The sequence below is a fragment of the Sideroxydans sp. CL21 genome, from assembly GCF_902459525.1.
GTDB lineage: Bacteria > Pseudomonadota > Gammaproteobacteria > Burkholderiales > Gallionellaceae > Sideroxyarcus.
Map to the genome: position 1 here is coordinate 1,412,486 of NZ_LR699166.1, position 24,909 is coordinate 1,437,394.

At 56.9% G+C, this 24,909-nt stretch carries 20 protein-coding genes; 12 read left to right on the forward strand and 8 right to left on the reverse strand.

Features of this window, described 5'->3' with window-relative positions; translation table 11 throughout:
- Positions 1 to 55 precede the first annotated feature (55 nt).
- The 3 genes from QOY30_RS06675 to QOY30_RS06685 all read left to right on the forward strand — a co-directional run bounded on the left by QOY30_RS06675 (position 56) and on the right by QOY30_RS06685 (position 3,569).
- Positions 56 to 961 carry a polysaccharide deacetylase family protein gene (locus QOY30_RS06675; RefSeq protein WP_283743848.1) on the forward strand — a complete coding sequence of 302 codons (906 nt, stop codon included), beginning with the start codon at positions 56 to 58 and terminating at the stop codon, positions 959 to 961.
- Positions 962 to 1,016: 55 nt separating this feature from the next.
- Entirely contained in the window at positions 1,017 to 1,868 is an 852-nt protein-coding gene (locus tag QOY30_RS06680) for an HDOD domain-containing protein (protein WP_283743849.1), read from the forward strand.
- 63 nt (positions 1,869 to 1,931) lie between these two features.
- Positions 1,932 to 3,569, forward strand: coding sequence for an HD domain-containing phosphohydrolase (locus tag QOY30_RS06685; protein ID WP_283743850.1), 1,638 nt, complete (start codon positions 1,932 to 1,934; stop codon positions 3,567 to 3,569).
- Between the two features lie 34 nt (positions 3,570 to 3,603).
- On the opposite strand, the gene QOY30_RS06690 is transcribed toward QOY30_RS06685, so the two are convergent.
- The 6 genes from QOY30_RS06690 to mutL all read right to left on the reverse strand — a co-directional run bounded on the left by QOY30_RS06690 (position 3,604) and on the right by mutL (position 10,067).
- The gene (locus tag QOY30_RS06690; protein WP_283743851.1) at positions 3,604 to 4,770 is read right to left on the reverse strand and encodes a nucleotide sugar dehydrogenase; all 1,167 of its coding nucleotides are present in this window, start codon (positions 4,768 to 4,770) and stop codon (positions 3,604 to 3,606) included.
- Positions 4,771 to 4,839: 69 nt separating this feature from the next.
- Positions 4,840 to 5,229 (reverse strand): DUF302 domain-containing protein, encoded by a 390-nt coding sequence (locus QOY30_RS06695; RefSeq protein ID WP_283743852.1) that lies wholly within the window; start codon positions 5,227 to 5,229, stop codon positions 4,840 to 4,842.
- A gap of 74 nt (positions 5,230 to 5,303) precedes the next feature.
- Positions 5,304 to 5,816, reverse strand: a complete 513-nt coding sequence (locus QOY30_RS06700) for an O-acetyl-ADP-ribose deacetylase (protein WP_283743853.1) — start codon at positions 5,814 to 5,816, stop codon at positions 5,304 to 5,306.
- Positions 5,817 to 5,962: 146 nt separating this feature from the next.
- Positions 5,963 to 6,898, reverse strand: coding sequence for a tRNA (adenosine(37)-N6)-dimethylallyltransferase MiaA (miaA, locus tag QOY30_RS06705; RefSeq protein ID WP_283743854.1), 936 nt, complete (start codon positions 6,896 to 6,898; stop codon positions 5,963 to 5,965).
- Entirely contained in the window at positions 6,895 to 8,214 is a 1,320-nt protein-coding gene (locus tag QOY30_RS06710; RefSeq protein ID WP_283743855.1) for an MFS transporter, read from the reverse strand. The genes miaA and QOY30_RS06710 overlap by 4 nt, the downstream gene beginning before the upstream one ends.
- Positions 8,215 to 8,264: 50 nt before the next feature.
- Positions 8,265 to 10,067, reverse strand: a complete 1,803-nt coding sequence (gene mutL, locus QOY30_RS06715) for a DNA mismatch repair endonuclease MutL (protein WP_283743856.1) — start codon at positions 10,065 to 10,067, stop codon at positions 8,265 to 8,267.
- Positions 10,068 to 10,265: 198 nt separating this feature from the next.
- Here mutL and QOY30_RS06720 point away from each other — a divergent pair, with 198 nt between their 5' ends.
- The 7 genes from QOY30_RS06720 (at position 10,266) to QOY30_RS06750 (ending at position 18,982) form a co-directional block, all read left to right on the forward strand.
- On the forward strand, positions 10,266 to 10,607 hold the full coding sequence (locus QOY30_RS06720; RefSeq protein ID WP_283746038.1) for an urease accessory protein UreH domain-containing protein: 342 nt from the start codon (positions 10,266 to 10,268) through the stop codon (positions 10,605 to 10,607).
- Between the two features lie 205 nt (positions 10,608 to 10,812).
- Entirely contained in the window at positions 10,813 to 11,415 is a 603-nt protein-coding gene (locus QOY30_RS06725; RefSeq protein ID WP_283743857.1) for an energy transducer TonB, read from the forward strand.
- Positions 11,412 to 12,068, forward strand: a complete 657-nt coding sequence (locus QOY30_RS06730) for a MotA/TolQ/ExbB proton channel family protein (protein ID WP_283743858.1) — start codon at positions 11,412 to 11,414, stop codon at positions 12,066 to 12,068. Before QOY30_RS06725 ends, QOY30_RS06730 begins: the two co-directional genes overlap by 4 nt.
- Positions 12,069 to 12,077: 9 nt before the next feature.
- Entirely contained in the window at positions 12,078 to 12,488 is a 411-nt protein-coding gene (locus tag QOY30_RS06735) for an ExbD/TolR family protein (RefSeq protein WP_283743859.1), read from the forward strand.
- A 476-nt stretch (positions 12,489 to 12,964) separates the two neighbouring features.
- On the forward strand, positions 12,965 to 14,548 hold the full coding sequence (locus QOY30_RS06740) for a Re/Si-specific NAD(P)(+) transhydrogenase subunit alpha (protein WP_283743860.1): 1,584 nt from the start codon (positions 12,965 to 12,967) through the stop codon (positions 14,546 to 14,548).
- Between the two features lie 11 nt (positions 14,549 to 14,559).
- On the forward strand, positions 14,560 to 15,981 hold the full coding sequence (pntB, locus tag QOY30_RS06745) for a Re/Si-specific NAD(P)(+) transhydrogenase subunit beta (protein WP_283743861.1): 1,422 nt from the start codon (positions 14,560 to 14,562) through the stop codon (positions 15,979 to 15,981).
- A gap of 79 nt (positions 15,982 to 16,060) precedes the next feature.
- The gene (locus tag QOY30_RS06750; RefSeq protein ID WP_283743862.1) at positions 16,061 to 18,982 is read left to right on the forward strand and encodes a bifunctional diguanylate cyclase/phosphodiesterase; all 2,922 of its coding nucleotides are present in this window, start codon (positions 16,061 to 16,063) and stop codon (positions 18,980 to 18,982) included.
- On the opposite strand, the gene QOY30_RS06755 is transcribed toward QOY30_RS06750, so the two are convergent.
- Together QOY30_RS06755 and QOY30_RS06760 are read right to left on the reverse strand one after the other, a co-directional pair.
- Positions 18,957 to 21,314 carry a DNA internalization-related competence protein ComEC/Rec2 gene (locus QOY30_RS06755; protein WP_283743863.1) on the reverse strand — a complete coding sequence of 786 codons (2,358 nt, stop codon included), beginning with the start codon at positions 21,312 to 21,314 and terminating at the stop codon, positions 18,957 to 18,959. The genes QOY30_RS06750 and QOY30_RS06755 overlap by 26 nt on opposite strands.
- Positions 21,315 to 21,356: 42 nt before the next feature.
- On the reverse strand, positions 21,357 to 21,533 hold the full coding sequence (locus QOY30_RS06760; RefSeq protein ID WP_283743864.1) for a hypothetical protein: 177 nt from the start codon (positions 21,531 to 21,533) through the stop codon (positions 21,357 to 21,359).
- A gap of 69 nt (positions 21,534 to 21,602) precedes the next feature.
- Between QOY30_RS06760 and QOY30_RS06765 the strand changes: the two genes are divergently transcribed.
- Entirely contained in the window at positions 21,603 to 22,130 is a 528-nt protein-coding gene (locus tag QOY30_RS06765) for a DUF2062 domain-containing protein (RefSeq protein ID WP_283743865.1), read from the forward strand.
- A 517-nt stretch (positions 22,131 to 22,647) separates the two neighbouring features.
- Positions 22,648 to 24,906: a PAS domain S-box protein gene (locus tag QOY30_RS06770; RefSeq protein ID WP_283743866.1), complete on the forward strand. Its 2,259-nt coding sequence runs from the start codon at positions 22,648 to 22,650 to the stop codon at positions 24,904 to 24,906.
- The last annotated feature ends 3 nt before the right edge of the window (positions 24,907 to 24,909 follow it).

A 24,909-nucleotide genomic window follows, 5' to 3' on the forward strand; every position in this document is an offset into this window, starting at 1 on the left:
TGGGAGTTGGGGGAAAACCAAACCAAATCCCAAATCCGGAATCCCAAATCCTCAAATGAAAAAAATCGCCCTCAAGATCGATGTGGACACTTATCGCGGCACGCGCGAAGGTGTGCCGCGTCTGGTGGAAACGCTGCAACGCCACCATGCGCAAGCCAGTTTCTTTTTCTCCCTGGGGCCGGACCACACTGGGCGCGCGATCAAGCGCGTATTCCGTCCCGGTTTCATCGGCAAGGTGTCGCGCACCTCGGTGCTGGAACATTACGGTTTCAAGACGTTGATGTATGGGACTTTGCTGCCGGGACCCGACATCGGGCGTAACTGCGCGGACATCATGCGTAGCGTGCGAGATGCGGGTTTCGAGGTGGGCATCCATTGCTACGACCATATCCGCTGGCAGGATTATGTGGCCAAAAAAGGTGAAGGCTGGACCAGGCGCGAGATGCAGCGCGCGGTGGACCGTTTTACCGAGATATTCGGTGTGGCGCCCAAAGCGCATGCGGCGGCTGGCTGGCAGACCAATCGGCATGGCTTGCGGCAGACGCAGCACCTGGATTTCGATTACAGCTCGGATACGCGTGGCACGAGGCCGTTCATCCCGACCTGGGATGCCGAAATCATCGCCTGCCCGCAATTACCCACCACCTTGCCGACGCTGGACGAACTTATCGGGCGCGACGGCATTACCACCGAGAATGTTGCCCGGCATCTGCTGGACATCACAAGCAAACCCTCCGAGACGGGACATGTATATACCCTGCATGCCGAACTGGAAGGGCAGAAGTGGATGCCGATCTTTGAACAGCTATTGCAAGGCTGGCGCGAGCAGGGATATGACCTCGTCTCGATGCGCCAATATCTGCAAGAATTCAAACTAGCCGAGTTACCGCGTTATGCGGTCAAACCGGGAACAGTCGAAGGACGAAGTGGTATGCTGGCGGTGCAAAGCCCGAACAGTTAAAGATTCCGTCAAAAATGCCGCTATCTCCTGTGTTGGGCGTATTCGGGAGCGAGTTATGCAACAGCAAAACGTGACAGGTTTGGAAGGATGGGTCGATTTTCTGACCGGAGCGGACATTCCGGTACTCAAGCAAACCGCTCGCGATCTCGCCACCCTGCGCGAAGACCAGAACAAACTCAGTGCACGCAGCGTCGCCCAGGTAATTGCGGTCGACCCGATGATGACGCTCAAGCTGCTGCGCTATCTCCAGTTAAACAAACGCCGCAGCCAGACCAGTGAAGTGATGCAGGTCGAGCAGGCGCTCATCATGCTAGGCGTCGAAGCGTTTTTCAACAAGATACCCGCCAACCTGACAGTACAGGATGCCCTTAAAGGACAGATGGATGCGCTCATTCATCTGTTGCACGGGGTACACCGTGCACATCGCGCTTCGGAATATGCCTACGACTGGGCAGTGAGGTTGAACGACTTGCACTACGAAGAAGTCCGCGTGGCGGCATTGCTGCACGATATTGCCGAAATGCTGATGTGGTGTTTCGAGCCACAGAAAATGATGCAAATACGTTCTATCCAGCAACAGGACAAAACATTGCGCAGTCGCGCCGTGCAGGAACAGGTGCTGGGTTTTGCCCTGGCTGATCTGCAAAAGCTGCTGGTGCAAAAATGGGAGTTGCCGCAACTGTTGCTGACGCTGATGGACGATGCGAACGCCAATCAGCCGCGAGTGCGCAACGTCCAGCTGGCGGTCAATCTGGCCCGTCATTCCGCGAACGGCTGGGATGATGCAGCGCTTCCTGACGATTACAAGGATATCGGCGAGTTGTTACGCACATCCGCCGAGCAGGTGATGCTCATCGTGGGTGCCGAGGCAGGCATCGTGTGCGACTTGAGCAAACCTCATGGATAATTTTTTCATTTCTACATCTTTCCAGATGTAAAAATCAAGCCATAAAGCACATGAGGTGCTGTCATGAGCGACGCTGTAACGCAACTTCGTAGTGAACTGGCCGCGGCGCAACATGCCATCGCCGAATTGAGTGAGCTGATTGCCAGCCGCAGTGGCGGTCTGCACATCGGAGAGTCCGGACCGGACGGTCTGGAGAGCATGCGCAAGCAGATCGCACAGGCCCACCACGAATGGATAGCGGCGCTGGATGCCGTTGATGATCCGATCTTTCTGCACGACAGGGAATTCCGCATTTTGCGCGCCAATCGGGCGTATCAACGGCATGCCGGTCTGCCTTTTGGCGAGTTCATCGGTCGTCCCTATTACGAAATATTCCCACGGATGGACGGGCCATTACCCGGCTGTCAGCATGTTCTGGAAGAAGAAATAGACAAGGACAATGAAGATGAAATCGCCGTGGATGGCACGTTCTATCGTTCACGCGCTTTCCCTGTGCATAACGAGCAGGGAGAGTATCTGTTCAGCGTGCACAGCCTTGAAGATACGACCGAGCGCAAAGAACATGAGCTTGCCATGCAACGTGCCAACCGTGCGTTGCGGACGATCAGTGCCGGCAATCAGGCGCTCATTCATGCAACGGAAGAAGGACAATTGCTGCAGGACATGTGCGACGTCGCGGTGCAGGTCGGTGGCTACCGCATGGCGTGGATAGGCTATGCCCGTGACGATGCCGACAAGACGATAGAGCAGATGGCCCAGGCAGGTTTCGTCGAGGGCGGGCTGAACTTGTTGCCACTGACCTGGAGCAGGGAAGGACGCCAATTTTATCCCGCCGGGGATGCCATTACCAGCGGCGAGCCCAAGGTAGTGCAGGATATCCTGTCTGAACCCGAAACAAACTTATGGCACGAAAATGCACGGCGTAACGGCTATGCGTCCTGCATTGCCTTGCCCCTGATGGATGGCAAGCGGGCATTCGGGGCATTGGTGCTTTTTGATCGCAAGGTGAATGTCTTCGATGCGGATGAGGTGGGGGTGCTGGAAGAGATGTCGGGCGACCTCGCTTTCGGCATTCTTACGCTGCGCGTCAAGCTGGCGCATCGCGAACATGCGCAGCGCCTGCAAGATAACATGCTGCAAACCGTGGAAGCGATTGCCAGTATCGTCGAGATGCGCGACCCTTACACCTCCGGCCATCAGGCACGGGTGGCGGAACTGGCAAAGGAAATCGCAGGCCGGATGGGATTGCCGGAGGATCAGGTTCAAGCCATTCATCTGGCCGGATTGGTGCATGACCTTGGCAAGATACGCATCCCCGCTGAAATATTGAGCAAGCCGGGGAGGTTGGACGAGATCGAGTACAGCCTGATCAAGATGCACCCCCAAGCCGGTTATGACATTCTGAAGGGGATCGATTTTTCGTGGCCGATCGCACAGATGGTGCTGCAACACCATGAACGCATGGACGGATCCGGCTATCCGCAGGGATTGAAGGGCGACGAGATATTGCCGGGGGCGCGTATCCTGATCGTGGCAGATGTGGTCGAGGCGATGTCCTCGCACCGTCCCTATCGCCCGGGACTGGGGGTTCAAGCTGCACTTGAGGAAATCACCAAGTCACGCGGTGTTCGTTACGATCCACAAGTGGTGGATGCCTGCGTGGCGTTGTTCCGCGAACGCGGACATGTCTTCCGCAACTGAAGCGTCATCGCGGCGGCTAAACAGAATCGGCCGTTTAGTCCTTGCCGAACAAATCGCGACTGTAAACCTTGTCAGCCACGTCCCGGATGTCGTCGGTAATGCGATTGGCAACGATGACGTCGGACTCTTTCTTGAATTGAGCCAAGTCATTCACCACTCTGGAGCGGAAAAACTCTGTCTCATGCAGCGCGGGTTCATAGACGATGACCTCGATACCCTTGGCCTTGATGCGTTTCATGATGCCCTGGATGCTCGAGGAGCGGAAGTTGTCCGACCCGCTCTTCATGACCAGGCGGTGTATGCCGACGACCTTTGGGTTGCGCTTTACAATGCTTTGCGCGATGAAATCCTTGCGCGTCGTGTTGGATTCGACGATGGCATGGATCAGGTTTTGCGGGACATCCTGATAGTTGGCGAGCAGTTGCTTTGTGTCTTTGGGCAGACAGTAGCCGCCGTAACCGAACGAAGGATTGTTGTAGTGATCTCCGATGCGCGGGTCGAGGCTTACGCCTTGGATGATCTGTTTGGTATCCAAGCCATGAGTAGCCGCGTAGGTGTCCAGCTCGTTGAAATAAGCCACGCGCATGGCCAGGTAGGTGTTGGCGAAGAGCTTGATTGCCTCGGCCTCGGTGGAGTCGGTAAACAGCACCTGAATATTTTGCTTGATTGCGCCCTGCTTGAGCAGGTTGGCAAAAATCTCCGCGCGCTTGGAACGTTCGCCCACCACGATGCGTGAAGGGTGCAGGTTGTCGTACAGCGCTTTGCCTTCGCGCAGGAATTCGGGCGAGAAGATCAGGTTGTCGCACTTCATTTGCTGCCTGAGCTTGGCCGTGTAACCTACGGGAATGGTCGACTTGATGATCATCACCGCCTGCGGGTTGATGCTCTGCACGTCCCTGATCACCGCCTCGATGGACTTGGTGTTGAAGTAGTTGGTTTCGGGATCGTAATCGGTGGGCGTGGCGATGATGACGTATTCCGCACCGGTGTAGGCTTCGCGCTTGTCCAGCGTGGCTTTGAAATTGAGTTTTTTGTGCGCCAGGTAGTCCTCGATTTCCACATCCTCGATGGGCGACTGCTTGCGATTGAGCATCTCCACCTTTTCCGGAACGATGTCGATGGCCACGACTTCGTTGTGCTGGGCAAGCAGAATGGCGTTGGAAAGGCCTACGTAACCGGTACCGGCAATGGCAATTTTCATGGATTGAATGTTGGCGTCATGTAAATATGATGGCGCGCATTATACGCGATGCCGCATTACAGACATCTTTCAGGCATTTGACAGCGCTCTTTCGATCTTGATATCCGCTTCGGCAGCCAATGCGGTCAGCTTGGCGTCGCCCAGTACTTTCATCATGCTGGTCGGCTTGATGAATTCGACCGACATCTTGCCGGGGACAACTTCGCGTATCACTGCATTGCAAGGCAGTAGGCTCGCCACATCGCTGTTTGCGGTATACGCCTCGTAGGCCAGGTTCGGGTTGCACGCCCCGAGGATCACGGTGGGGATGACGTCCTTGCCGGTCTTCTCCTTGATCTTGCTGTGCATGTCGATGCGGGTGAGGATGCCGAAACCTTCGGCAGCAAGTGCTTTTGTCGCACGTTCGACGGTATGGTCCAGGGTGTCGTTGATTATTCGTTTGAAATTGATGGTGCTCATATCCATTCTCCTGAAGGAATCAAGCGCCCATCATAGGCCAAATACCTGTGCGGCAATACAGCCACGTAATCAGGTCATTCCTTGCGTGCAAGCGCAGCTTGATAAAGTGCCAGATCGCTATCCAAATAGCAGCAGAAGATCACTTCCCGTAAGGAACAGGGCGTGCGCAGGAAATCGCGAACTGCCGCAATCGCCACCTCGCATGCCTGTTCCGGTGGATAACCATAAACGCCCGTGCTGATGCATGGAAAAGCGATGCTGGAAAGCTGTTGTGCGGCGGCGAGGGCAAGGCTTTCGCGGTAGCAGGAGGCCAGCAGCTTCGCTTCGTTCTGGTTACCGCCTTGCCACACCGGCCCCACGGTATGGATGACGAATTTGGCCGGTAATTTGTAACCGCGCGTCAGCCGTGCTTGCCCGGTCGGACAGCCGCCCAGCGTGCGGCATTCCTCCAACAGCCCGGGGCCGGCGGTGCGATGAATCGCACCATCGACTCCGCCTCCACCAAGCAGCGACGAATTTGCTGCGTTGATGATGGCGTCGATGTTGAGTTGGGTGATGTCGGCTTGGATGGCGCGGAGGGTGGTCATGGTGTACTTCGGTGCGGTGGCGGAAAACTAATTAGGGTGCAATAAGCGTAGCGCATTGCACCGAATGTTGGGGATGAATTCGGCACAATGACCGCTAATTATTTTTCGGAGGATCTTCCACTCTTGGGCTTTGCGCCTTACGAGAGCTAATTTAGCTTGTTAGTCAGGATATCGAGCACTGTCTGTGCCAGTCCCGGTGCAAGGCAATCCAGTTCGATGATGTCCGGCGTTGAACGCAGCCACGTGAGTTGGCGTTTCGCCAATTGTCGTGTGGCCGCGATTCCTTTCTCCATCAGCTCTGCTTCCGTGATCTCTCCCTCGAGAAATTCCCAAGCCTGCCTGTAGCCGACGCAACGCATCGAGGTCATGTCGCGGTGCAGCGGAAATTTCTCACGCAGCCCGTGCAGCTCATCCAGCAAACCTTGCTTCAGCATATCTGTAAAGCGCGAAGCGATGCGCTGGTGCAGCACGGCGCGGTCAGAGGGGATCAGCGCGATGGGCAGGATGCGGTAGGGTAACGGGTTTTGTTCCTGCTGTTTGATAAGCACCGACATCGGTTGTCCGCTGAGACGATAGATTTCCATCGCGCGCTGGATGCGTTGCGTGTCGGTGGAGTGGAGGCGGGCGGCGGTTTCGGCATCGACCTTGGCCAGCTTGGCATGCAGGTGTTCGATGCCGTGTTGGGCGATCTCGGCATCCAGTTCGGCGCGCAACGCGGCGTCGGCTTGCGGCAATGGACTCAATCCTTCGCGCAGTGCCTTGAAGTACAGCATGGTGCCGCCGACCAGCAACGGAATCTTGCCGCGCGCGGTGATGTCGGCCATCAGGCGCAGCGCGTCATGGCGGAACGCGGCGGCGGAATACGCTTCGGTCGGGGCTATGATGTCGATCAGGTGGTGCGGCGCGCGGGCGAGGGTCGCGGCATCCGGCTTGGCGGTGCCGATATCCATATCGCGGAACACCAGGGCGGAATCGACGCTGATGAGTTCCACCGGAAGTTTTTGCACCAGTTCCACGGCGACGCCGGTTTTTCCACTGGCGGTGGGGCCCATCAGGAAGATGGCAGGTGGGCGCGAGTTCATGCCAGGTCCCGGTCACGCGTTTCACGCAATGCCAGCGCGGCCAGCACACTGATTGCCGCTGCGACCGAGATATATCCCCCCACCCAGGCGAGACCGCCATGCTGCACCAGTTGCTGCGCGAGGTAAGGCGCCAGCGATGCGCCGAGGATGCCGCCCAGATTGTAGGCCGCACCTGCGCCGGTATAGCGCACAGATGTCGGGAACAGTTCCGGTAGCAGCGCCCCCATCGGTGCAAACGTCGCACCCATCAGGAACAATTCGAGGCTCAGGAACGCGGTGATCAATATCGGTGAACCGCTGCCCAGCATTGGCGCCATCAGGAAACCGGATAGCAAAGCGGCACTGCCCGCGATCAGCAATACGGGGCGGCGACCATAACGATCGCCAGCCCAGGCGGACAGTGGTGTGGCTGCCGCCATGAAGACGACGGCTATGCACAGCATGCCAAGGAAATGCGGGCGCGGGATGTGGAGCGAAGTGACGCCGTAGCTCAATGAGAACACCGTGGCGATATAGAACAGCGCGTAACACACCACCATGGTCAAGGCACCGAGGATCAGCGGTTTGGTGTGATGGGCGAACAACTCCGACAGCGGCAGCTTGACCTGCTGGTGCGACCGCAATGCCTTTGCGAACACGGGCGTCTCTTCCAGCTTCAACCGCACATAAAGCCCGATGACCACCAGCACCGCACTGGCAAGGAACGGGATGCGCCAGCCCCACGCGCGGAACTGGGTGTCGTCAAGAAATTGCGACAGCAACAGGAAACTGCCGACCGCAAACAGGAAACCGACGGGAGGCCCGAGTTGCGGGAACATGCCAAACCAGCCGCGCTTGCCCTTGGGTGCATATTCCGCCGCCAGCAAGGCCGCGCCGCCCCATTCGCCGCCGAGGCCGATACCCTGGCCGAAACGCAACAAGCACAGCAGCGCAGGCGCGAGCCAGCCGACGGCTTCATAGCTCGGTAGCACGCCGATGAGCGTGGTGGAGAGGCCCATCACCAACAGCGAAGCCACCAGCGTCGTCTTGCGCCCGATGCGGTCGCCAAAGTGACCGAACAGCAGCGCGCCGAAAGGGCGCGCGATGAAGGCGATGCCGAAGGTAAGAAAGGCATTCAGCGCCTGCACTGCCGGATCGCTGTTGGGAAAAAATACCGGACCGATCACCATCGCCACGGCAAGGCCGTAGATGTAGAAATCGTAGAACTCGATGGCGGTGCCGATGAAACTGGCGAAGGCGATGCGCGCGGTGGAGAAGGATTCAGGATGCGGGATACAGGATTCAGTGGGGGCGGTGGTATTCAATGATTTGTTCATGGCTCTAATTCGGTATGGTTGTCTGAATCCTGTGTCCTGCATCCCGAATCCTATGTTCCGCGCATGAACATCGCGTCCAGCTCCGCCAGCGTGACCTGGAACCAGGTGGGCCGCCCATGGTTGCATTGGTCGGCGCGCTCGGTCTGCTCCATCTCGCGCAGGATGGCGTTCATTTCGGGGAGACTTAGTTGCTGGTTGGCGCGCACGGCGGAATGGCAGGCGAGCGTGGCGAGCAGTTCGTTGCGGCGTTCGGTGAGGGCACGGCTCGCGCCGAACTCGCGCAGTTCGTGCAGCACTTCGCGTGCGGCCGCTTCGGCTCGGGCTTGCTTGAGCATGGCCGGCATGGCGCGCACGGCCAGCGTGTTGGTCGAGATCGGGGCGAGTTCGAAACCCAGCTGGTGCAAGGCTTCCTGTTCTTCCTCGGCGGTGGCGATATCCAGCGTGTCGGCACTGAACGTTACCGGGATCAGCAAGGGTTGTGTCGGCATCTGCTGCCGGTCGAAGGCGACCTTCAGTTTCTCGTACACGATGCGTTCATGTGCCGCATGCATATCCACGACGATGAGACCTTGCTGGTTCTGCGCGAGGATATAGATGCCCGAGAGTTGGCCGAGGGCGAAGCCGAGCGGGTGTTCAACTGCGGGAAGGGGGAAAGGAGAAGAGGGAAGGGTAGCGTCAAAAGCAGGTGCGGTATTACCCTTCTCTCTTCCCTCATCTCCCTTCTCCGTTAGAGATTCCCATAAACGATAACTGGCTTGTTGTTGCGCCACGCCGAAAGGAATGCGTTGCTGCTGCATCGGAACAAACGAGTTGCCCGGCTTATTTTCTGGAGCTGCAATAATCGCTGGTGCCGGGGCCGATTCCTGCATAGTTGCGCTCAACGCATCCTGCAAAGCATGGAACACGAACTGGTGGATGCCCTGGCTTTCGCGAAAGCGCACTTCGCTCTTGGCCGGATGCACATTCACGTCCACCTGCTCCGGCGGCACCTCGATGAACAACACGAAAGCGGGGTGGCGCTGGTGGTGCAGGATGTCCTGATAGGCCTGGCGCACGGCGTGCATCAGCACCTTGTCGCGCACGAAACGGCCGTTGACGAAGAAATATTGTTCGTCGCGCGTGGAGCGTGAATAGGCGGGCAGGGCGGCGATGCCGTAGAGGTGCAGTGCGCCGATCTGGCGTTCCACATTGACGGCGTGCTGGCCGAATTCTGAGCCGAGGATGGCGGTGATGCGCTGCTGCATGTTCTGTGCGGGAAGCTGCCACACCATGCGGTCATTGTGCTGCAACGTGAACGCCACATCCGGCCGTGACAGTGCGATGCGCTTGAAGGTCTCTTCGCACCAGGCGAATTCGGTGCTTTCGCTCTTCAGGAACTTGCGCCGCGCGGGCGTATTGAAATACAGCTCGCGTATCTCGACGCTGGTGCCGTGGGCGTGCGCTGCAGGCGCGGCAGCGCTTTGCGTGCCGTCGGCAGCCTCGATCTTCCAGGCATGAGCTGCGTCGGCATTGCGGCTGGTCAGCGTGACCTGTGCCACTGCCGCCATGCTGGCCAGCGCTTCACCGCGAAACCCCATGCTGGCCACGCGTTGCAAGTCGTCGAGCGAGGCGATCTTGCTGGTGGCATGGCGCATCAGCGCCAACGGCAACTGCTCCGGCGCGATGCCGCCGCCGTTGTCGCGCACTCTCAACAGTTTGATTCCGCCACTTTCCAACTGCACTGCAATGTCCGTCGCGCCTGCATCCAGGCTGTTCTCCAGCAATTCTTTCAGCGCCGAAGCGGGGCGTTCGATCACCTCGCCGGCGGCGATCTGGTTGATGAGCAGGTCGGGGAGCAACTGGATGGAAGACATGTTGCGGATTATAGCGGATAGGTCGAGACGGAATTTTGAAGTTCAGGCAATGCGTGCGACTGAAGACAAATTGCCGTGCCGCGGGTGCGACAAAATGACGCGCGACAATATGCCACATTCCCGCATATGAGACAGGGTTTTGGTATCTGTCCGGATTGATCGCGAGCAAATACATGCAACTTCTGACCGAACTGAACGCTGCAAGGTAGCGACAGGCATTTTAAAAAACTGACGAGGATGGTCACGACGAAAATCAAAGTGATGTTGATGAGAGCATTGTTTGTGTCAACACCCTGTGCGCCGCTGGCTTCGCTGCTGGCAGTGTGTTCGGCGGAGGGCAGCGTCAAACTGGGCATGGCGCACGGATTGGTCTTTGGTTTGGGTGCGGCACTCACGCCAATGCTGATACTATTGCTGCTGATCAGTTTGCTGGGCAGTAACCTGCGCGAGAACCGCGAGTGGATCACCCGCTGGATACGCCGGGGTGCGGCGGCAGTGTTGGTTGCGCTTGGGTTGCGCCGTATCTTTCTGGGAGTTTGATCTATTGTGCAGTCGTCAATGAAGCGATTGATTTTCTGTCCGTTTATCTCATTGTGCCGGTGTCTCATGACAATTGAATTCGTAAGTGATCACGCTTTGTTGGTCTCCCCGGAGGAGCGCTGGTAGGATGTCAACCATTGCAATCCCGCTGAATTCCTTCATGGTTATGCCGTATTCCTTACCGTCTCGGCCGGAGCGATCACCGATGCGCGAACGTATCGTGGTGGTCGGGTTGGTTGTCTTGCTGCATGCGGCTGCCTTCGCGGCATATTGGTTACATCCGGAAATGCCTGCCGTGCTGGTGAATGAGATATCGGTATCCTTTGCCAACATGCAGATGCCGCAGGCCGATGTCACGCCCAAAACCAAACCCAAGTCCCTGCCCAAGGCCATACCCCTGCCGCACGATCCCGATCCTTTACCCGCCGCACAACCTGCCGTGACAGAACAGGCAAAGCTCGTAGAGGAGAATACAGCACCGCAGAATGTCACGCCGCCATCCCCGGTGGCGCTGGACACCGAGCCGGATTACCGTGCCGACTACCTCAACAACCCGCGTCCGCCTTATCCCATGGTGGCGAGACGCATGGGCTTTCACGGCAAGGTGATCCTGAATGTCGAGGTGCTGGCGGAAGGGAAAGCGGGCCAGGTGTTGCTGCACCAAAGCTGCGGCCACGATATTCTGGACAATGCTGCCTTGCAGACGGTGAAGACCTGGCACTTTACGCCGGCACGTCACTTAGGCCAACCTGTCACCCAGTGGTTTCTGGTTCCCATCAAATTTTCTTTAGAGGACAACGCAGGATGAACAATCTGTTTTCCGTCAATTCTCCCATTGTCTCCGCGACGCTGTTGTTGCTGATTATCTTGTCCATCGTGACCTGGTCCACTGCATTGCTCAAGTTGTGGAGACAATGGCAAACAAAAAAGGATGACCGCGCTTTCAACGACAGATTCTGGTCGGTGCGTGAATGGAGCGAAGCAGGGGAAGTCGCACAGGATAGCCGGGGCGACATTGCGCGCCTGGCGCAAGCCGGATTTGCCGAATTGAAAACCATGAACGAGGCGCAACATGACCTGAAGCATCTGGGGGCGCCGCACGAGGTGCTGGAACGCATGCTGCGCCAGCAGTTGCAGAACATCCAGCGCTTTCACGAGCGCGGTCTGGCGGAATTGGCAACAATCGGTTCCACCGCGCCTTTCGTCGGGCTTTTCGGCACTGTGTGGGGCATCATGCATGCGTTGCAGGATATCGGCAAAAGCGGTTCGGCTTCGCTGGACATTGTGGCAGGCCCCATCGGCGAAGCGCTGATCGCTACGGCTATCGGCATCGCCACTGCACTGCCCGCAGTCCTGGCCTACAACTTCTTTCTGCGCCGCCTGAAGGTGCATGTGACCGATCTGGAAAACTTCGCCCACGACTTTCTGCGCCTGGCGCAGAAGCACGATTACAAACTGTAAGGTACCCATATGGCATTCGGAAACTCTTCCCAGGAAGACAGCATGATGAGCGAGATCAATGTCACGCCGCTGGTGGACGTGATGCTGGTGCTGCTGGTTGTATTCATCATCACCGCGCCGCTGCTGGCACCGCAGGCGCTCAAGATCAACCTGCCCAAGACTGAATCGGTCGCCCACGATGACAAGCTGCAAAAGGTCAGCCTGGCCATTGATGCACACGGCGTTGTTTCTCTTGAGTCTGAGCACCTCACGGATCAGGGATTGGCAGAGATGTTGAAAAACCGTGCGGTGGATCCGCATTTCCAGTTGCAGATACAGGCCGACGAAGCAGTGAATTACGGACGCGTGGCGCAGGTCATGGCCATTGCCCAGAAAGCGGGCGTAAGCAAGCTCTCCTTCTTGACGGTTACAGGAAAATAAGCGCAGGATAGAGCCATCTTTCAGGGTGGTCTGGCCGGAATTTGCCGGACCGTGTTGCAGAGGACGAGCAAAGGAGGGTTGATATGAAGAATGTGGTTATTGCAATGCTGTTGGTGTTCGGTGTTTCCGTGACCGGAAGTGTTTTCGCTTGCGATGGCAGCAAACACGATAAATCAATGTCCGGCACTAGCGCTCCCGCTACACCGGCTCCTGCCCCGGCAAAGTAATCCGGGTAGAGGCGACACTAAACGGGGCCTGGGGAACCAGGCCCCGTTTCTTTGAGCGTTATTTGGTATCACCTTATTCGATAAACATTTAGGACATGTGCCGGGGTTCTTTGTTATTAATCTGTTAACAATGCTGTGCAGTTGACTATTAAGCTCGTATATAATCTGCCGAGACATTCTTGTAGAAAAATTCGCGCCCGGTCACCCGGGCGTTTTTCAGAATAGCGTAACAGTTAAGAGGAAGACTACATGGCTCTGATGATAGGAATTCCGCGCGAAACAGCCGCAGGGGAAAAGCGCGTTGCAACGGTTCCGGAAGTCGTAGAGAAACTCGTCAAGCTGGGTTTCAAAGTCGCAGTTGAATCCGGTGCCGGGGATGGGGCGAATTGCGGTGACGATGCCTACCGCACCGCGGGTGCAGAAATCATCGTTGGTGCACCCAAGCTCTGGGCGGCGTCCGACATTGTTTTCAAGGTGACCGTGCCGTCGAAGGAAGAAGTCGGTCTTATGCGCGAAGGTGGGCATCTAATCGGTTTCATCTGGCCGGCGCAAAACCCCGAATTGATGCAGCAACTGGCGGCGAAGAAGGCCACCGTGCTGGCCATCGACTGTCTGCCGCGCATGCTGAGCCGCGCCCAGAAGATGGACGCGCTGACCTCGCAGGCTGGCGTAGCCGGCTATCGCGCCGTCATCGAGGCCGCCAATGTCTTTGGTCGGTTCTTCAACGGACAGATCACGGCTGCCGGCAAGGTTCCGCCGGCCAAGGTCTTCATCGCCGGTGCCGGTGTAGCCGGCCTGGCGGCGATCGGTACAGCCGCCGGTCTGGGTGCCATCGTGCGCGCCAACGACACCCGGGCCGAGGTGGCCGACCAGGTCAAATCCCTGGGCGGCGAATTCGTGAAAGTCGAGTATGAGGAAGAAGGCGGCGGCGGCGGTGGCTATGCCAAGGTGATGAGCGAGGGCTTCCAGCAGGCACAACGCGATATGTACGCCAAGCAGGCGAAAGAAGTGGACGTCATCATCACGACCGCATTGATCCCGGGCAAGCCCGCGCCAAGGCTGATCACCGCCGAAATGGTGAAGAGCATGAAGCCGGGTAGTGTCATCGTGGACATGGCGGCCGAACGCGGCGGCAATTGCGAACTGACCGAGCCCGGTCAGGCGGTGGTTAAGCACGGTGTGACCATCGTCGGTTACACCGACCTGAACAGTCGTTTGGCCAAGCAGTCTTCCACGCTGTATGGAACCAATCTGTTCCGCCTGACTGAAGAGTTGTGCAAGACCAAGGACGGCATCATCAACGTCAACATGGAAGACGACGCCATTCGCGGCCTGACGGTCATCAAGGACGGCGTGGTCACCTGGCCTGCGCCTGCGCCGAAACTGCCGGCTGCTGCGGTCAAACCGGCCGCGGCAAAACCGGCTCCGGCACCTGCGCACGGTCATGGTGGCGGTGGGGCTCCAGCATCTGCCGGAAAGACGGCTGCATTGTTTGGTGCAGCCGCACTGCTGTTCATTCTTATCGGTGCCTATGCGCCCGCAGCGTTTCTCGGACACTTCACCGTGTTCGTGCTCGCCTGTTTCGTCGGTTACATGGTGGTGTGGAATGTCACTCCGGCTCTGCATACGCCGTTGATGAGCGTGACCAATGCGATCAGCAGCATTATCGCCATCGGTGCGCTGGTGCAGATTGCTCCGCCGCTGACGGTAGGGCTTGATCGCCCGGATGCATGGATACGCTGGTTGGCGGTGGCGGGCATTGCGCTCACTGCGGTCAATATGTTCGGCGGCTTCGCCGTTACCCGACGCATGCTGTCGATGTTCCGCAAATAAGGATAAATACTATGTCTGCAAGCTTGGCAACTGTTGCTTATATCGGTGCGATCATTCTCTTTATCCTCAGCCTGGGCGGTCTGTCCAACCCCGAGTCTTCTCGCCGCGGCAATCTCTACGGCATGATAGGCATGGCGCTTGCCGTACTGGCGACGGTGTTCGGTCCCCGCGTTTCATTGGCAGGAGTTCCTTGGATCATAGTCGCGATGGTGGTGGGAGGCAGCGTCGGACTCTATGCCGCGCGCAAAGTGCAAATGACGCAGATGCCGGAACTGGTCGCGATGATGCACAGCATGGTCGGTCTCGCTGCCTGTCTGGTTGGCTTCGCCAATTACATCGACCCGATCGCGGCACTGAACCTGTCCAGCGCTGAAAAATCGATCCACGAGATCGAAGTCTATCTTGGCATACTGATAGGCGCGGTGACCTTCTCCGGTTCACTCATTGCCTTCGGCAAACTGGCGGGAAAAATCGGCGGCAAGCCGCTGTTGCTGCCGGGCCGTCACTTCATGAATCTGGCGGGCCTGTTGGTTGTGATCGCCTTCGGATGGCAGTTCCTCCATGCGGAAACGATCAGTGCGGGCATGATAGGCCTGACCGTGATGACCGTGATCGCGCTGCTGTTCGGCATTCATATGGTGATGGCCATCGGCGGCGCCGACATGCCGGTGGTGGTGTCCATGCTGAACAGCTACTCCGGCTGGGCGGCAGCGGCAACCGGCTTCATGTTGAACAACGACCTGTTGATCGTCACCGGCGCGCTGGTGGGATCCAGTGGCGCCATTCTTTCCTACATCATGTGCCGCGCGATGAACCGCAACTTCATCAGTGTCATTGCAGGCGGATTCGGTAGCGGCGGCGGCAAACCGGCCAAGAAGGCTGACGGTGATGCGCAACCTGCGGGCGAGGTGGTGTCTATTAGTGCGGTCGAGACAGCAGAACTGCTGCGTGAAGCCAAGAGCGTGATCATCGTGCCGGGATACGGCATGGCAGTGGCACAGGCTCAGCACACAGTCTACGAGATCACGAAGTTGTTGCGCGAGAAAGGCGTCAACGTGCGTTTCGGCATCCACCCGGTCGCCGGTCGCATGCCCGGTCACATGAACGTTTTGCTGGCCGAAGCCAAAGTACCTTACGACATCGTGATGGAGATGGACGAACTCAATGCGGACTTCCCGGATACCGATGTTGCCATGGTGATCGGCGCCAACGACATCGTGAATCCGGCAGCGCAGGAAGATCCGGGCAGCCCCATCGCCGGTATGCCGGTGCTGGAAGTCTGGAAGGCCAAGACCTCGATCATGATGAAGCGCAGCATGGCGACCGGCTATGCGGGCGTGGACAATCCGCTGTTCTACAAAGAGAACAACCGCATGTTGTTCGGCGATGCCAAGAAGATGCTGGAAGAAGTTTTCGTTGCGCTGAAAGCATAACTGGGCGAGGTCGTATTGCAGAGATCCGCACTGATAAAACTGGGCCAGGGCGTGGCTCCCGAGTATGCATCTGATCAGTATGAAGAGTAATTGGCTGCGAGGTAGCCTGCTTGCGCTGGCTTACTTCGCGGCCTCGCAGCTCGGCCTTAAATTTGCGCTGGTCGGGCATGCAGTCACCCTGTTCTGGCCCTCTTCGGGCATCGCTCTGGCGGCTATCCTGCTGTTCGGCTATCGTTTGCTCCCCGCCATCTTCATCGGTGCTTTCTTTTCCAACCTGACGACCGGTTTGCCGCTGATCGCGGTAACCGGCATGGCGACCGGTGCGACCGTGGAGGCATGGCTGGGCGCCTATCTGCTGGGTCGACTCTCGAATTTTCATCACCGTCTTTCCGAAGTGCGCGACATCTACCGGCTGGTGCTGTTCGGCGGAGTGCTAAGCACTTTGTCGAGCGCGCTGATCGGGGCGACGATTCTGCTGGCAGCACACTCGATCCCGCTTGACCGGTATCTGTCGACCACATTGTTTTGGTGGATGGGGGACGCACTCGGCGTCGTTTTGTTTGTGCCCGCCGTACTGGCGTTTGCCTTGCACAAACCTTTACCCTGGACTCGTGCGCAGATCAGGGAGGTGATGCTGTTGTTGCTGACGCTGACGACATTGCTCCTGCTGGTGTTCGAATATTTTTCCGGCATCGCGGATTTTATGCATTTAGGCATGTTCGTGCTGTTTCCCGTCATTGTGTGGGCGGGGTTGAGCTTCAACCAGCGTTTCGTCAGCAGCGTCCTGACCCTGATTTTCCTTGTTGCGGTCGAAACCACGCTGCATGGCTTCGGGCCGTTTGCGGGTAACGATTTGCGCGGGGTGACCGAGCTGTGGCTCTACATTGTCTTCCTGACGCTGCTCGGCACCAGCGTCTCGGCATTGAACTACCAGCGCACCCATGCCATGAAGGCGCTGCAGGCGAATCAGGATGCGCTCAATCGTGCCCAGGCCATCGGCGGTGTCGGCAGTTGGCAACTCGATCTGCGCAAGAATCACATGGAATGGTCGAATGAGACTTCGCGGATATTCGGCATGGAAGAAAGCGACCGGGTCGACTACGAGACCTACCTCTCACGCATACACCCGGATGATAGGGACAAAGTCAGACAGGCATGGATTAAGGCGCTGCATGGCAGCACGTACGATGTCGAACACCGCATCGTGGTCAATGGCAAGGTCAGGTGGGTGCGCGAACAGGCGTACCTGGACTTCGACGCAAACACCGGAAGGGCCGTCTCTGCCGTCGGCACGGCGCACGATATCACTGCACACAAGGAAGAGGAATCGGCACTGCGGCTGGCGGCAAGAGTATTCGAGAGCAGCGGAGAGGCGATCCTGATTACGGATGCAAAGGTCAATGTTGTCGCCGTCAATCATGCCTTCGTGCAAATGAGCGGCTACCGCTCTGAAGAGGTGCTGGGCAGGAATCCGAGCATCCTCGCATCTGGACGGCACGATGCCGAGTATTACCGCGCCATGTGGAGCGACATTGACAACCACGGTTACTGGCAGGGCGAGATATGGGACAAGCACAAGAGCGGACGCGTCTATCCCAAATGGATGTCGATCACGACGGTGCGCGACGACAAGGGCGAAGTGGTGAACTATATCTCCATCGCACGCGACACCACAGAGGAAACCGAGGCGGAAAAGAATATCCATTTTCTTGCCTACTACGACGTGTTGACAGGCTTGCCCAACCGCACATTATTGCGCGATCGGCTGGGGCAGATGATTGCTGTCTCGCATCGGGATGGACATCAGTTTTCCCTGTTGTTCCTGGATCTGGACCGGTTCAAATATATCAACGACTCGATGGGACACTCCGTCGGAGATCGCCTGCTGCAGTCGGTTGCCTCGCGTATCCAGGAATGCGTGCGGGAAGGAGACACGGTGGCGCGCCTCGGCGGCGACGAATTCATCGTCCTGTTGCGGGAGGCCGGAGAAAGCCAGGCTGTTGTGGTGGCGCAGAAGCTGTTGTCCGCGCTGGCCACGCCATACGATCTGGATGGGCAGGTGATCGCCACGCAGGCGAGTATCGGCATCAGCATCTATCCCGATCACGCGCAGGATGCGGACATACTTATCAAGAACGCCGACATGGCGATGTATCGCGCCAAGGAGGAAGGGCGCAACAATTACCAGTTCTTTGCGCAGGAAATGAACTTCCGTGTCGACCTGCTGTTTTCCATGGAAAAAGATCTGAGACTGGCACTGGAACGCGGCGAATTCTTCCTGCAGTATCAACCCCAGGTCAATCTGGCGGGTGGAGCCTTGAGCGGCGTCGAGGCGTTGATCCGCTGGAAGCATCCGGTAAAGGGTTTGGTTTCACCCGCCGAATTCATCCCGGTGGCGGAAGAGACGGGGCAGATCATTGCGATAGGCGAATGGGTGCTGCGTACCGCGTGCACGCAAATGGCGCAATGGCGCAAAGACGGCTTGCAGGACCTGACCATGGCGGTGAACTTGTCGATCCGTCAGTTGCGCCAGCCGACGCTGGGGGAATTCGTCAAAGCGGTACTAAAGGAATGCAGTCTGGAAGCGCGTTATCTGGAACTTGAAATCACCGAAGGCATCATGATGGGTGACAATCAGGTGGGGATGCGTTTCCTGAACGAGATGCATGAGACGGGCGTTCAATTGTCCATCGATGACTTTGGTACGGGATTTTCCAGCTTGAACTACCTGAAGAAATTGCCGGTAAACAAGCTCAAGATAGACCAGTCATTCATACGCGACATCGATACCGACGAGGGCGATGCCGCCATCATCCGCTCCATCATCAGCCTGGGGCACCGGCTGAACCTTAAGGTGATCGCGGAAGGCGTCGAAACGCAGGACCAACTCGACTTTTTGCGCATACGCGGGTGCGACGAGATACAGGGATATTTCTACTCGCTTCCGCTGGGTGCCGATGCATTCATGACGTTCGTCAAGAACCCGCCGCATCTGGCATAACACCGTGCTGCCAGTAACGGGCATGGACAGTGCGATAGCGCTCCAGCCTGAAATTCTGCGCATCCATGGCGATCGTGACTGCACCATCCTCATCCGAGCGCAATACTTCGCTGCCTGCCGCACGGTAGCGATCCGTGATCTCTTCCCTGGGATGCCCGAAACGGTTCAGATAGCCCGATGTGAACATCGCATAACGCGGATGAACCGCATCCACAAAGGCTTGCGAGGAAGAACTCATGCTGCCGTGATGCGGCACGACCAGCAAGGTTGCCGGGAGTTCTTTTGCGTGCAGCTTCATCAGGCGCGATTCGGCCAGGCTTTCGATGTCGCCGGTCAGCAATATGCTGTTCTGTCCGGTACTGACGCGCAACACGCAACTGCCTTCGTTGTTATGCGACAAGGCTGCCGGGGTATTTGATTTGGCGGGATGCAGCATGTCGAAATGCACTCCGTCCCATTCCCAGGACTGACCGTCGGCACAGGGTTCGTTGTGAGCGGCGAGTTGCAATTTCGGATGCGTGTTCGGCAAAGAAGAGATGACATTCATCACTGGAACTCCTTTCAATACCGATTCCGTACCGCCGATGTGATCCATGTCGCCGTGCGAAAGCACGAGCACATCCAGTAGCGCGATGCCCATGCCGCGCAGCGCGGGAATGATGATGCGGCTGCCGCTGTCGGCTTCGCCGGAGAATTCCGGCCCGGTGTCATAGAGCAAAGCGTGATTGCGAGTCTGTACCGCGACGGACAATCCCTGTCCGACATCGAACACGACCAGGCGCGCGCTGCCTTCAGCGGGGTGGTCCGGCACCACCAGAAACATCGGCAACAACAACAGAACACCCAGCCAGCGCATCGGGAAGCCGCGCGGGGCGAGTATCCACAAGGCCCCGCCCATGCCGGAAACGATCGTCCAGGCCGGCGGGGCATGTTGTGCCCACACGCCATAAGGAAGCTTGTCCAGCAGGTTCAGCAGGTACATGCACAAGACCATGGCCTCATGCGCGACATAAAGCATCCACTCGAACGGCGGCAAGGTGCCGAGCAGCGTGAGCGGAACCACCACGAAACTGACCAGCGGGATGGCGAAGGCATTCGCGATGGGCGAGACCAACGATAATTGCTGAAACATAGCCAACAGCGGCGGGATCAGGCCGATCATCATGGCCCATTGCACCTTGCCGTACTCTTTCAGCCAATGCTGTTTGCGCAGCCGGTTCGCGGTCACATAGAAGATTAATGCAACAGCACCAAACGAGAGCCAGAAACCGGGTGACAACACTGCCCACGGATCGGCGAGCAGCACCACCAAGAGTGCGGTTGCCAGCAGTTGCGAAGGAGAAACATTGCGCGAAAGCATCAGCATGATCCCGACAGTCGCCAGCATATAAAGCGTGCGTTGTGCAGGCACTTCGTAGCCGGACACCAGCGTGTAGAAGATCGCGGCGAAAAGCCCTGCCAATACCGCTGCCTTGCGCGCCGGGAACCGGAGCGTGAGGCGGATGCTGCGCCGCCATAACCAATACACAATGCTGAAGACCATCCCGGCGAGCATCGTGATATGCAAGCCCGAGATACTCATCAGATGGTTGACGCCGGTACGCGTAAAGACCTGCCAGTCCGCCTGCGTGATACCGGACTGGTCGCCGATCGCCAGTGCGGTCAGAACACCGGCATAAGGCACATCGCCCAGTGTCTTCCGAAAATGAGTGCGCACCGATTCGCGCAGCCGTTGCACCAGATATGCCGGGCTGGAAGTCTGTTCCGACAATCTCTCATTGTCGCCCTTGGCATACACATAGCCGATGGCGCGGATGTCCCGCTCCAGCGCCCATGCCTCAAAATCGAAGTTGTAAGGATTGCTGGTGCCGTGGGGCTGCTTCAGGCGCACGGTGAGCTGCCAGCGTTCACCTGCACTCAATTCCAGCGGATCATTGCTGTCGCCATCGTAAGTGGAGAGTTGGATGTGGCGAGGTACGTGCGCGCCTTCCGTCTGAACGCTTTCCACATCGAAAGCGAAACGCAAGCCGCGTTCATGCAAACGGGGCATTTCGGCAACGACACCGGTGATCGTGATGTTCTTCCCTTGCCATTCGTCCGGCAGTGCATCCGACAGACGGTACTGGGCTATCCAGGCGGCATAGCTGAAACCCAGCAACGCGGCACACATTAATATCGCGGCGCGACGGGCCGCGTTCAGCAGCTTGCCGTTTGCGTGCGGCAGCATCAATACGATAACGGCAAGAGGCCAGTAGGCAGGGAGTACCGGCAGTGCGGCTTGCTGTTGCAGATACCACACGCCGAGTGTAAAAAAGAGTGCGAAAGAAACCATAAGCGTAGCGTACCGCAAAATCAAATGGGAACCTTGAATAACCTACTGCGCGCCCTGATTGCTGCGTTGCACCAAAGGTACGCAATCCGCTATCCGGCAAGCCAGATGCGGAATTGTCAGCGCGGTACTCGCTTCCTCACCTACCTTGGTGGTATGTTTCGTCGCTCCGTTGACCAGCGACTTGGCTGGTGTTTTTTGCCAGCCTAGTCGAATGGCCATGCAAAGCTCCGTGCGCCTTGCACTCAAGTCGCTCGTGACGGTTCTTCAAGGTTCCCATAGAATCCACCCATGCGCAGATTCTTCCAAGACAGGCTACCCGATCACAACAGCTTCCTGCGCCAGCGCTGGTTGCGCCCGGTGCAACACTGGCTGCAACATCATAACCTGTGGCATCTGCATCGCCGTTCAGTGGCGGGCGGGGTGGCAGTTGGCTTGTTTTGCGGACTGATCCCGGGGCCGCTGCAAATGATCGCTGCCGCTTTGCTGGCGATTTTCTTTCGCGTCAATCTGCCTGTGGCAGCCTTCACTACGCTCTATACCAACCCGTTTACCATCGTACCTTTATACTTGTTGGCATATCAGATCGGCATACGGGTGATCGGTTCGGCGAACGCAACTGTCGTACCTGCCTTTCCGGATTTGCATTGGAGCGACGGGTTTTCCCAGTTGTGGGCCTGGTTGATGTTGTTGGGCAAACCATTGTTGGTCGGCCTGCCATTGCTTGCCGTCGGTCTTGCAATCATAGGCTATGTTGCGGTTCGCTTGATTTGGCGGCTGATCGTAGTGATCAAATGGCGCAGGCGTCACGTTCGGTAACCCGGAAGTTTCCTCAATGATGGGAGCCGTGCTTTATGTTCGGCAGATGCAGGCCGGGTATTGAATTAAGCAATAGAGGTATTAGATAAAAATCCTATGAAGAGGCAGCCAAATTTGTCTCTTGGGTAGTGGTCGGTGTGATGACGATTCTCATTATGCTACCAGCCTTCACATCCATAGACGTTCCAACCAGTACTCCATGATTCATATACCCCGGTGCGCAAGTACCGGGTTTTTTTGGGGCTGTCATCAACACCATATAGCGACCCAAAATTCAAAAAACATGAGTGAGACATGCATACTTTCTTTCCTGGCAGTACGTTAAGACGATTGCGGGCTTTTTGTCAGAAGCCTTTCAGCATTCATATGTGCAATAGCGAACAGACGACGTAGTCAAGGTGATATAAGTAGGAGTGCAATCCTGACCATGCGCAATTTTTCCATGGTTATCTTGCTTCAAGAATCAAAAGAGCGAGCAAATCGCAAACTGGGTGTTCAAGATTCAAATGAACCCACCATGAAAGACTCGAAGTTGCCGACGTTATTCAAGAGCCCCTTGGGGGTAGTGTGCGCCTTGGGCTTGCTCATCGCACTCGTCGAGCTTTTGATCATGACAGTGATGCATGCACCTCTCATCGGTAAACACCTTTCTGATGTTGGAAGTAATCTGGTTGACTCCATCCTGCTTACCCTGATCATTTCTCCAGCGCTCTATTCTCTGGTCTTCAAAAGACTGAAGAGTGATGAACGCTTGCGGCAAATCAATGCCTCGTCTCAGGAAGCAATTGTTGTCGTCAACGAACAGGGCCGCATCACAGACTGGAATCCGGCCGCGCAAAGAAACTTCCAGTACACCCGGGATGACGCCATCGGCAAGCAGCTACACCAGTTGCTCGCGCCTTCGCACCATCAAACCGACGCGGCCCGCGGCTTTGCCAATTTCCAGAAGACCGGCAAAGGGCCGTTGATTGGAATCATCAATGAGGTTACGGCTATTCGTAAGGACGGCAGTGAATTCCCGGTCGAACTATCCGTGACCGCGTTCAAAGTGAAAGGCGGTTGGCAAGCCGTTGGTGTGATGCGCGACATCAGTGCGCGCAAGAAACTGGAACAGGATAGAGAACAATATTTGAAGTTCTTTATGCTCTCCATCAATCCGATGTGTATCGCAGATCCATACGGCTGCTTCACGCAAGCCAATCCGGCATTTGTAAAACTGACCGGATATTCTGAAAGCGAACTCATCGCAAAGCCGTTCCTCGATTTCGTTCTGCCGGAAGACCGGCAAAGAACCGAGGATGAAATGAAACTACAGGTGGAAACACGTCCGACACTGTATTTCGAAAATCGCTATCTATGCAAAGACGGCGGCGTGATTGATTTGTCATGGACAGCCTACTATGACAAGCACGATGGCATCACCTACGCCACAGCAATTGACACAACCGAACGCAAGCGAACGGAGGAAATGTTACGCAAACTCTCCCAGGCGGTAGAGCAAAGTCCCAGTGCCATTGCCATCACCGATCTCAAAGCCAACATCGAGTACGTTAACGAGGGCTTTGTCAGGACATCCGGATACAGCCGTACCGAACTTGTCGGGCACAATCCGCGTCTGCTTCAGTCAGGCAAAACACCGAGGGCAAGCTACACCGACATGTGGGCGCACCTGTTGCGCGGTGAAATGTGGAAAGGCGAATTTACCAACCGGCGCAAGGACGGCAGCGAGTACATTGAGTATGTGCTGGCGTCACCGGTGCGCCAGGCCGATGGAAGGGTGACTCATTATCTGACCATCAAGGAAGACATCACCCAGCTCAAGCACGCGCAGCAAGCATTGCAGGCTTCTAACGAGAATTTGCATCGCCTGCTCAATTCGATGGCAGAAGGTGCATATGGGGTGGATATCAATGGCGACTGCACCTTCGTCAATCGAGCCTTTCTGCAAATACTGGGTTACCAGAACGAAAGTGAAGTTCTGGGAAAACGTACTCATGGACTGATCCATCATTCCCATGCTGACGGCCGCCCCTACCCGGCAAATGAATGCCTGGCATATTGTGCTTTTCGGCATGATCGAGCAATCAATGTTTCCGATGAGGTGTTCTGGCGCAAGGACGGCGTCGCCGTCCCGGTTGAATACTGGTCGTATCCGATCGAGTCCGATGGCGCGACAATAGGCTCAATCGTCACATTTATTGACATCACCGAGCGCAAGAAGGCGGAAGCAGTATTACGCGAAAAAGATATTCTCCTGTCCGATTCGCAACGAATTGCCCAAGTCGGCAGCTGGCGCTATGAAATTTCGGGTCATATATCCTGGTCTGATGAGATGTATCATCTTTTTGGTGTTTCACCAGACACTTTTACGCCGAATCCGGAATCATTCTTCAGCTGCATACATCCGGATGACCGACCGTCTATGCAGACATGGTTGGACGAGTGCGTGGCGGGTAAAAAACCGGATGCGCTGGAATTTCGCATTCTCTTGTCCGATGGCACGGTACGCTTCATCAATGGTTTCGGGGATCTGCAGTGTGATGCCGAGAACAGGCCACTCTATTTGACCGGCATGTCGCAAGACATCACCGAACGTAAGCAGGCTGAGGCCGAGCTTTCCGAACAGATGGATGAGTTACGCCGCTGGCATGAGGTGACCTCGGGACGGGAAGCACGCATCCTTGAACTCAAGCATGAAGTGAATGAACTGATGGGGCTGATCGGCAATCATCCCCGTTACCCCAGCGCAGAGTCTGCAAATCCAACGGAGACATAACTT

Bases quoted from the DNA above. Each gene is read 5' to 3' on its own strand.
- QOY30_RS06675 (WP_283743848.1), top strand. From the start codon at position 56: ATGAAAAAAATCGCCCTCAAGATCGATGTGGACACTTATCGCGGCACG.
- QOY30_RS06680 (WP_283743849.1), top strand. From the start codon at position 1,017: ATGCAACAGCAAAACGTGACAGGTTTGGAAGGATGGGTCGATTTTCTG.
- QOY30_RS06685 (WP_283743850.1), top strand. From the start codon at position 1,932: ATGAGCGACGCTGTAACGCAACTTCGTAGTGAACTGGCCGCGGCGCAA.
- QOY30_RS06690 (WP_283743851.1), bottom strand. From the start codon at position 4,770: ATGAAAATTGCCATTGCCGGTACCGGTTACGTAGGCCTTTCCAACGCC.
- QOY30_RS06695 (WP_283743852.1), bottom strand. From the start codon at position 5,229: ATGAGCACCATCAATTTCAAACGAATAATCAACGACACCCTGGACCAT.
- QOY30_RS06700 (WP_283743853.1), bottom strand. From the start codon at position 5,816: ATGACCACCCTCCGCGCCATCCAAGCCGACATCACCCAACTCAACATC.
- miaA (WP_283743854.1), bottom strand. From the start codon at position 6,898: ATGAACTCGCGCCCACCTGCCATCTTCCTGATGGGCCCCACCGCCAGT.
- QOY30_RS06710 (WP_283743855.1), bottom strand. From the start codon at position 8,214: ATGAACAAATCATTGAATACCACCGCCCCCACTGAATCCTGTATCCCG.
- mutL (WP_283743856.1), bottom strand. From the start codon at position 10,067: ATGTCTTCCATCCAGTTGCTCCCCGACCTGCTCATCAACCAGATCGCC.
- QOY30_RS06725 (WP_283743857.1), top strand. From the start codon at position 10,813: ATGCGCGAACGTATCGTGGTGGTCGGGTTGGTTGTCTTGCTGCATGCG.
- QOY30_RS06730 (WP_283743858.1), top strand. From the start codon at position 11,412: ATGAACAATCTGTTTTCCGTCAATTCTCCCATTGTCTCCGCGACGCTG.
- QOY30_RS06735 (WP_283743859.1), top strand. From the start codon at position 12,078: ATGGCATTCGGAAACTCTTCCCAGGAAGACAGCATGATGAGCGAGATC.
- QOY30_RS06740 (WP_283743860.1), top strand. From the start codon at position 12,965: ATGGCTCTGATGATAGGAATTCCGCGCGAAACAGCCGCAGGGGAAAAG.
- pntB (WP_283743861.1), top strand. From the start codon at position 14,560: ATGTCTGCAAGCTTGGCAACTGTTGCTTATATCGGTGCGATCATTCTC.
- QOY30_RS06750 (WP_283743862.1), top strand. From the start codon at position 16,061: ATGAAGAGTAATTGGCTGCGAGGTAGCCTGCTTGCGCTGGCTTACTTC.
- QOY30_RS06755 (WP_283743863.1), bottom strand. From the start codon at position 21,314: ATGGTTTCTTTCGCACTCTTTTTTACACTCGGCGTGTGGTATCTGCAA.
- QOY30_RS06760 (WP_283743864.1), bottom strand. From the start codon at position 21,533: ATGGCCATTCGACTAGGCTGGCAAAAAACACCAGCCAAGTCGCTGGTC.
- QOY30_RS06765 (WP_283743865.1), top strand. From the start codon at position 21,603: ATGCGCAGATTCTTCCAAGACAGGCTACCCGATCACAACAGCTTCCTG.
- QOY30_RS06770 (WP_283743866.1), top strand. From the start codon at position 22,648: ATGAAAGACTCGAAGTTGCCGACGTTATTCAAGAGCCCCTTGGGGGTA.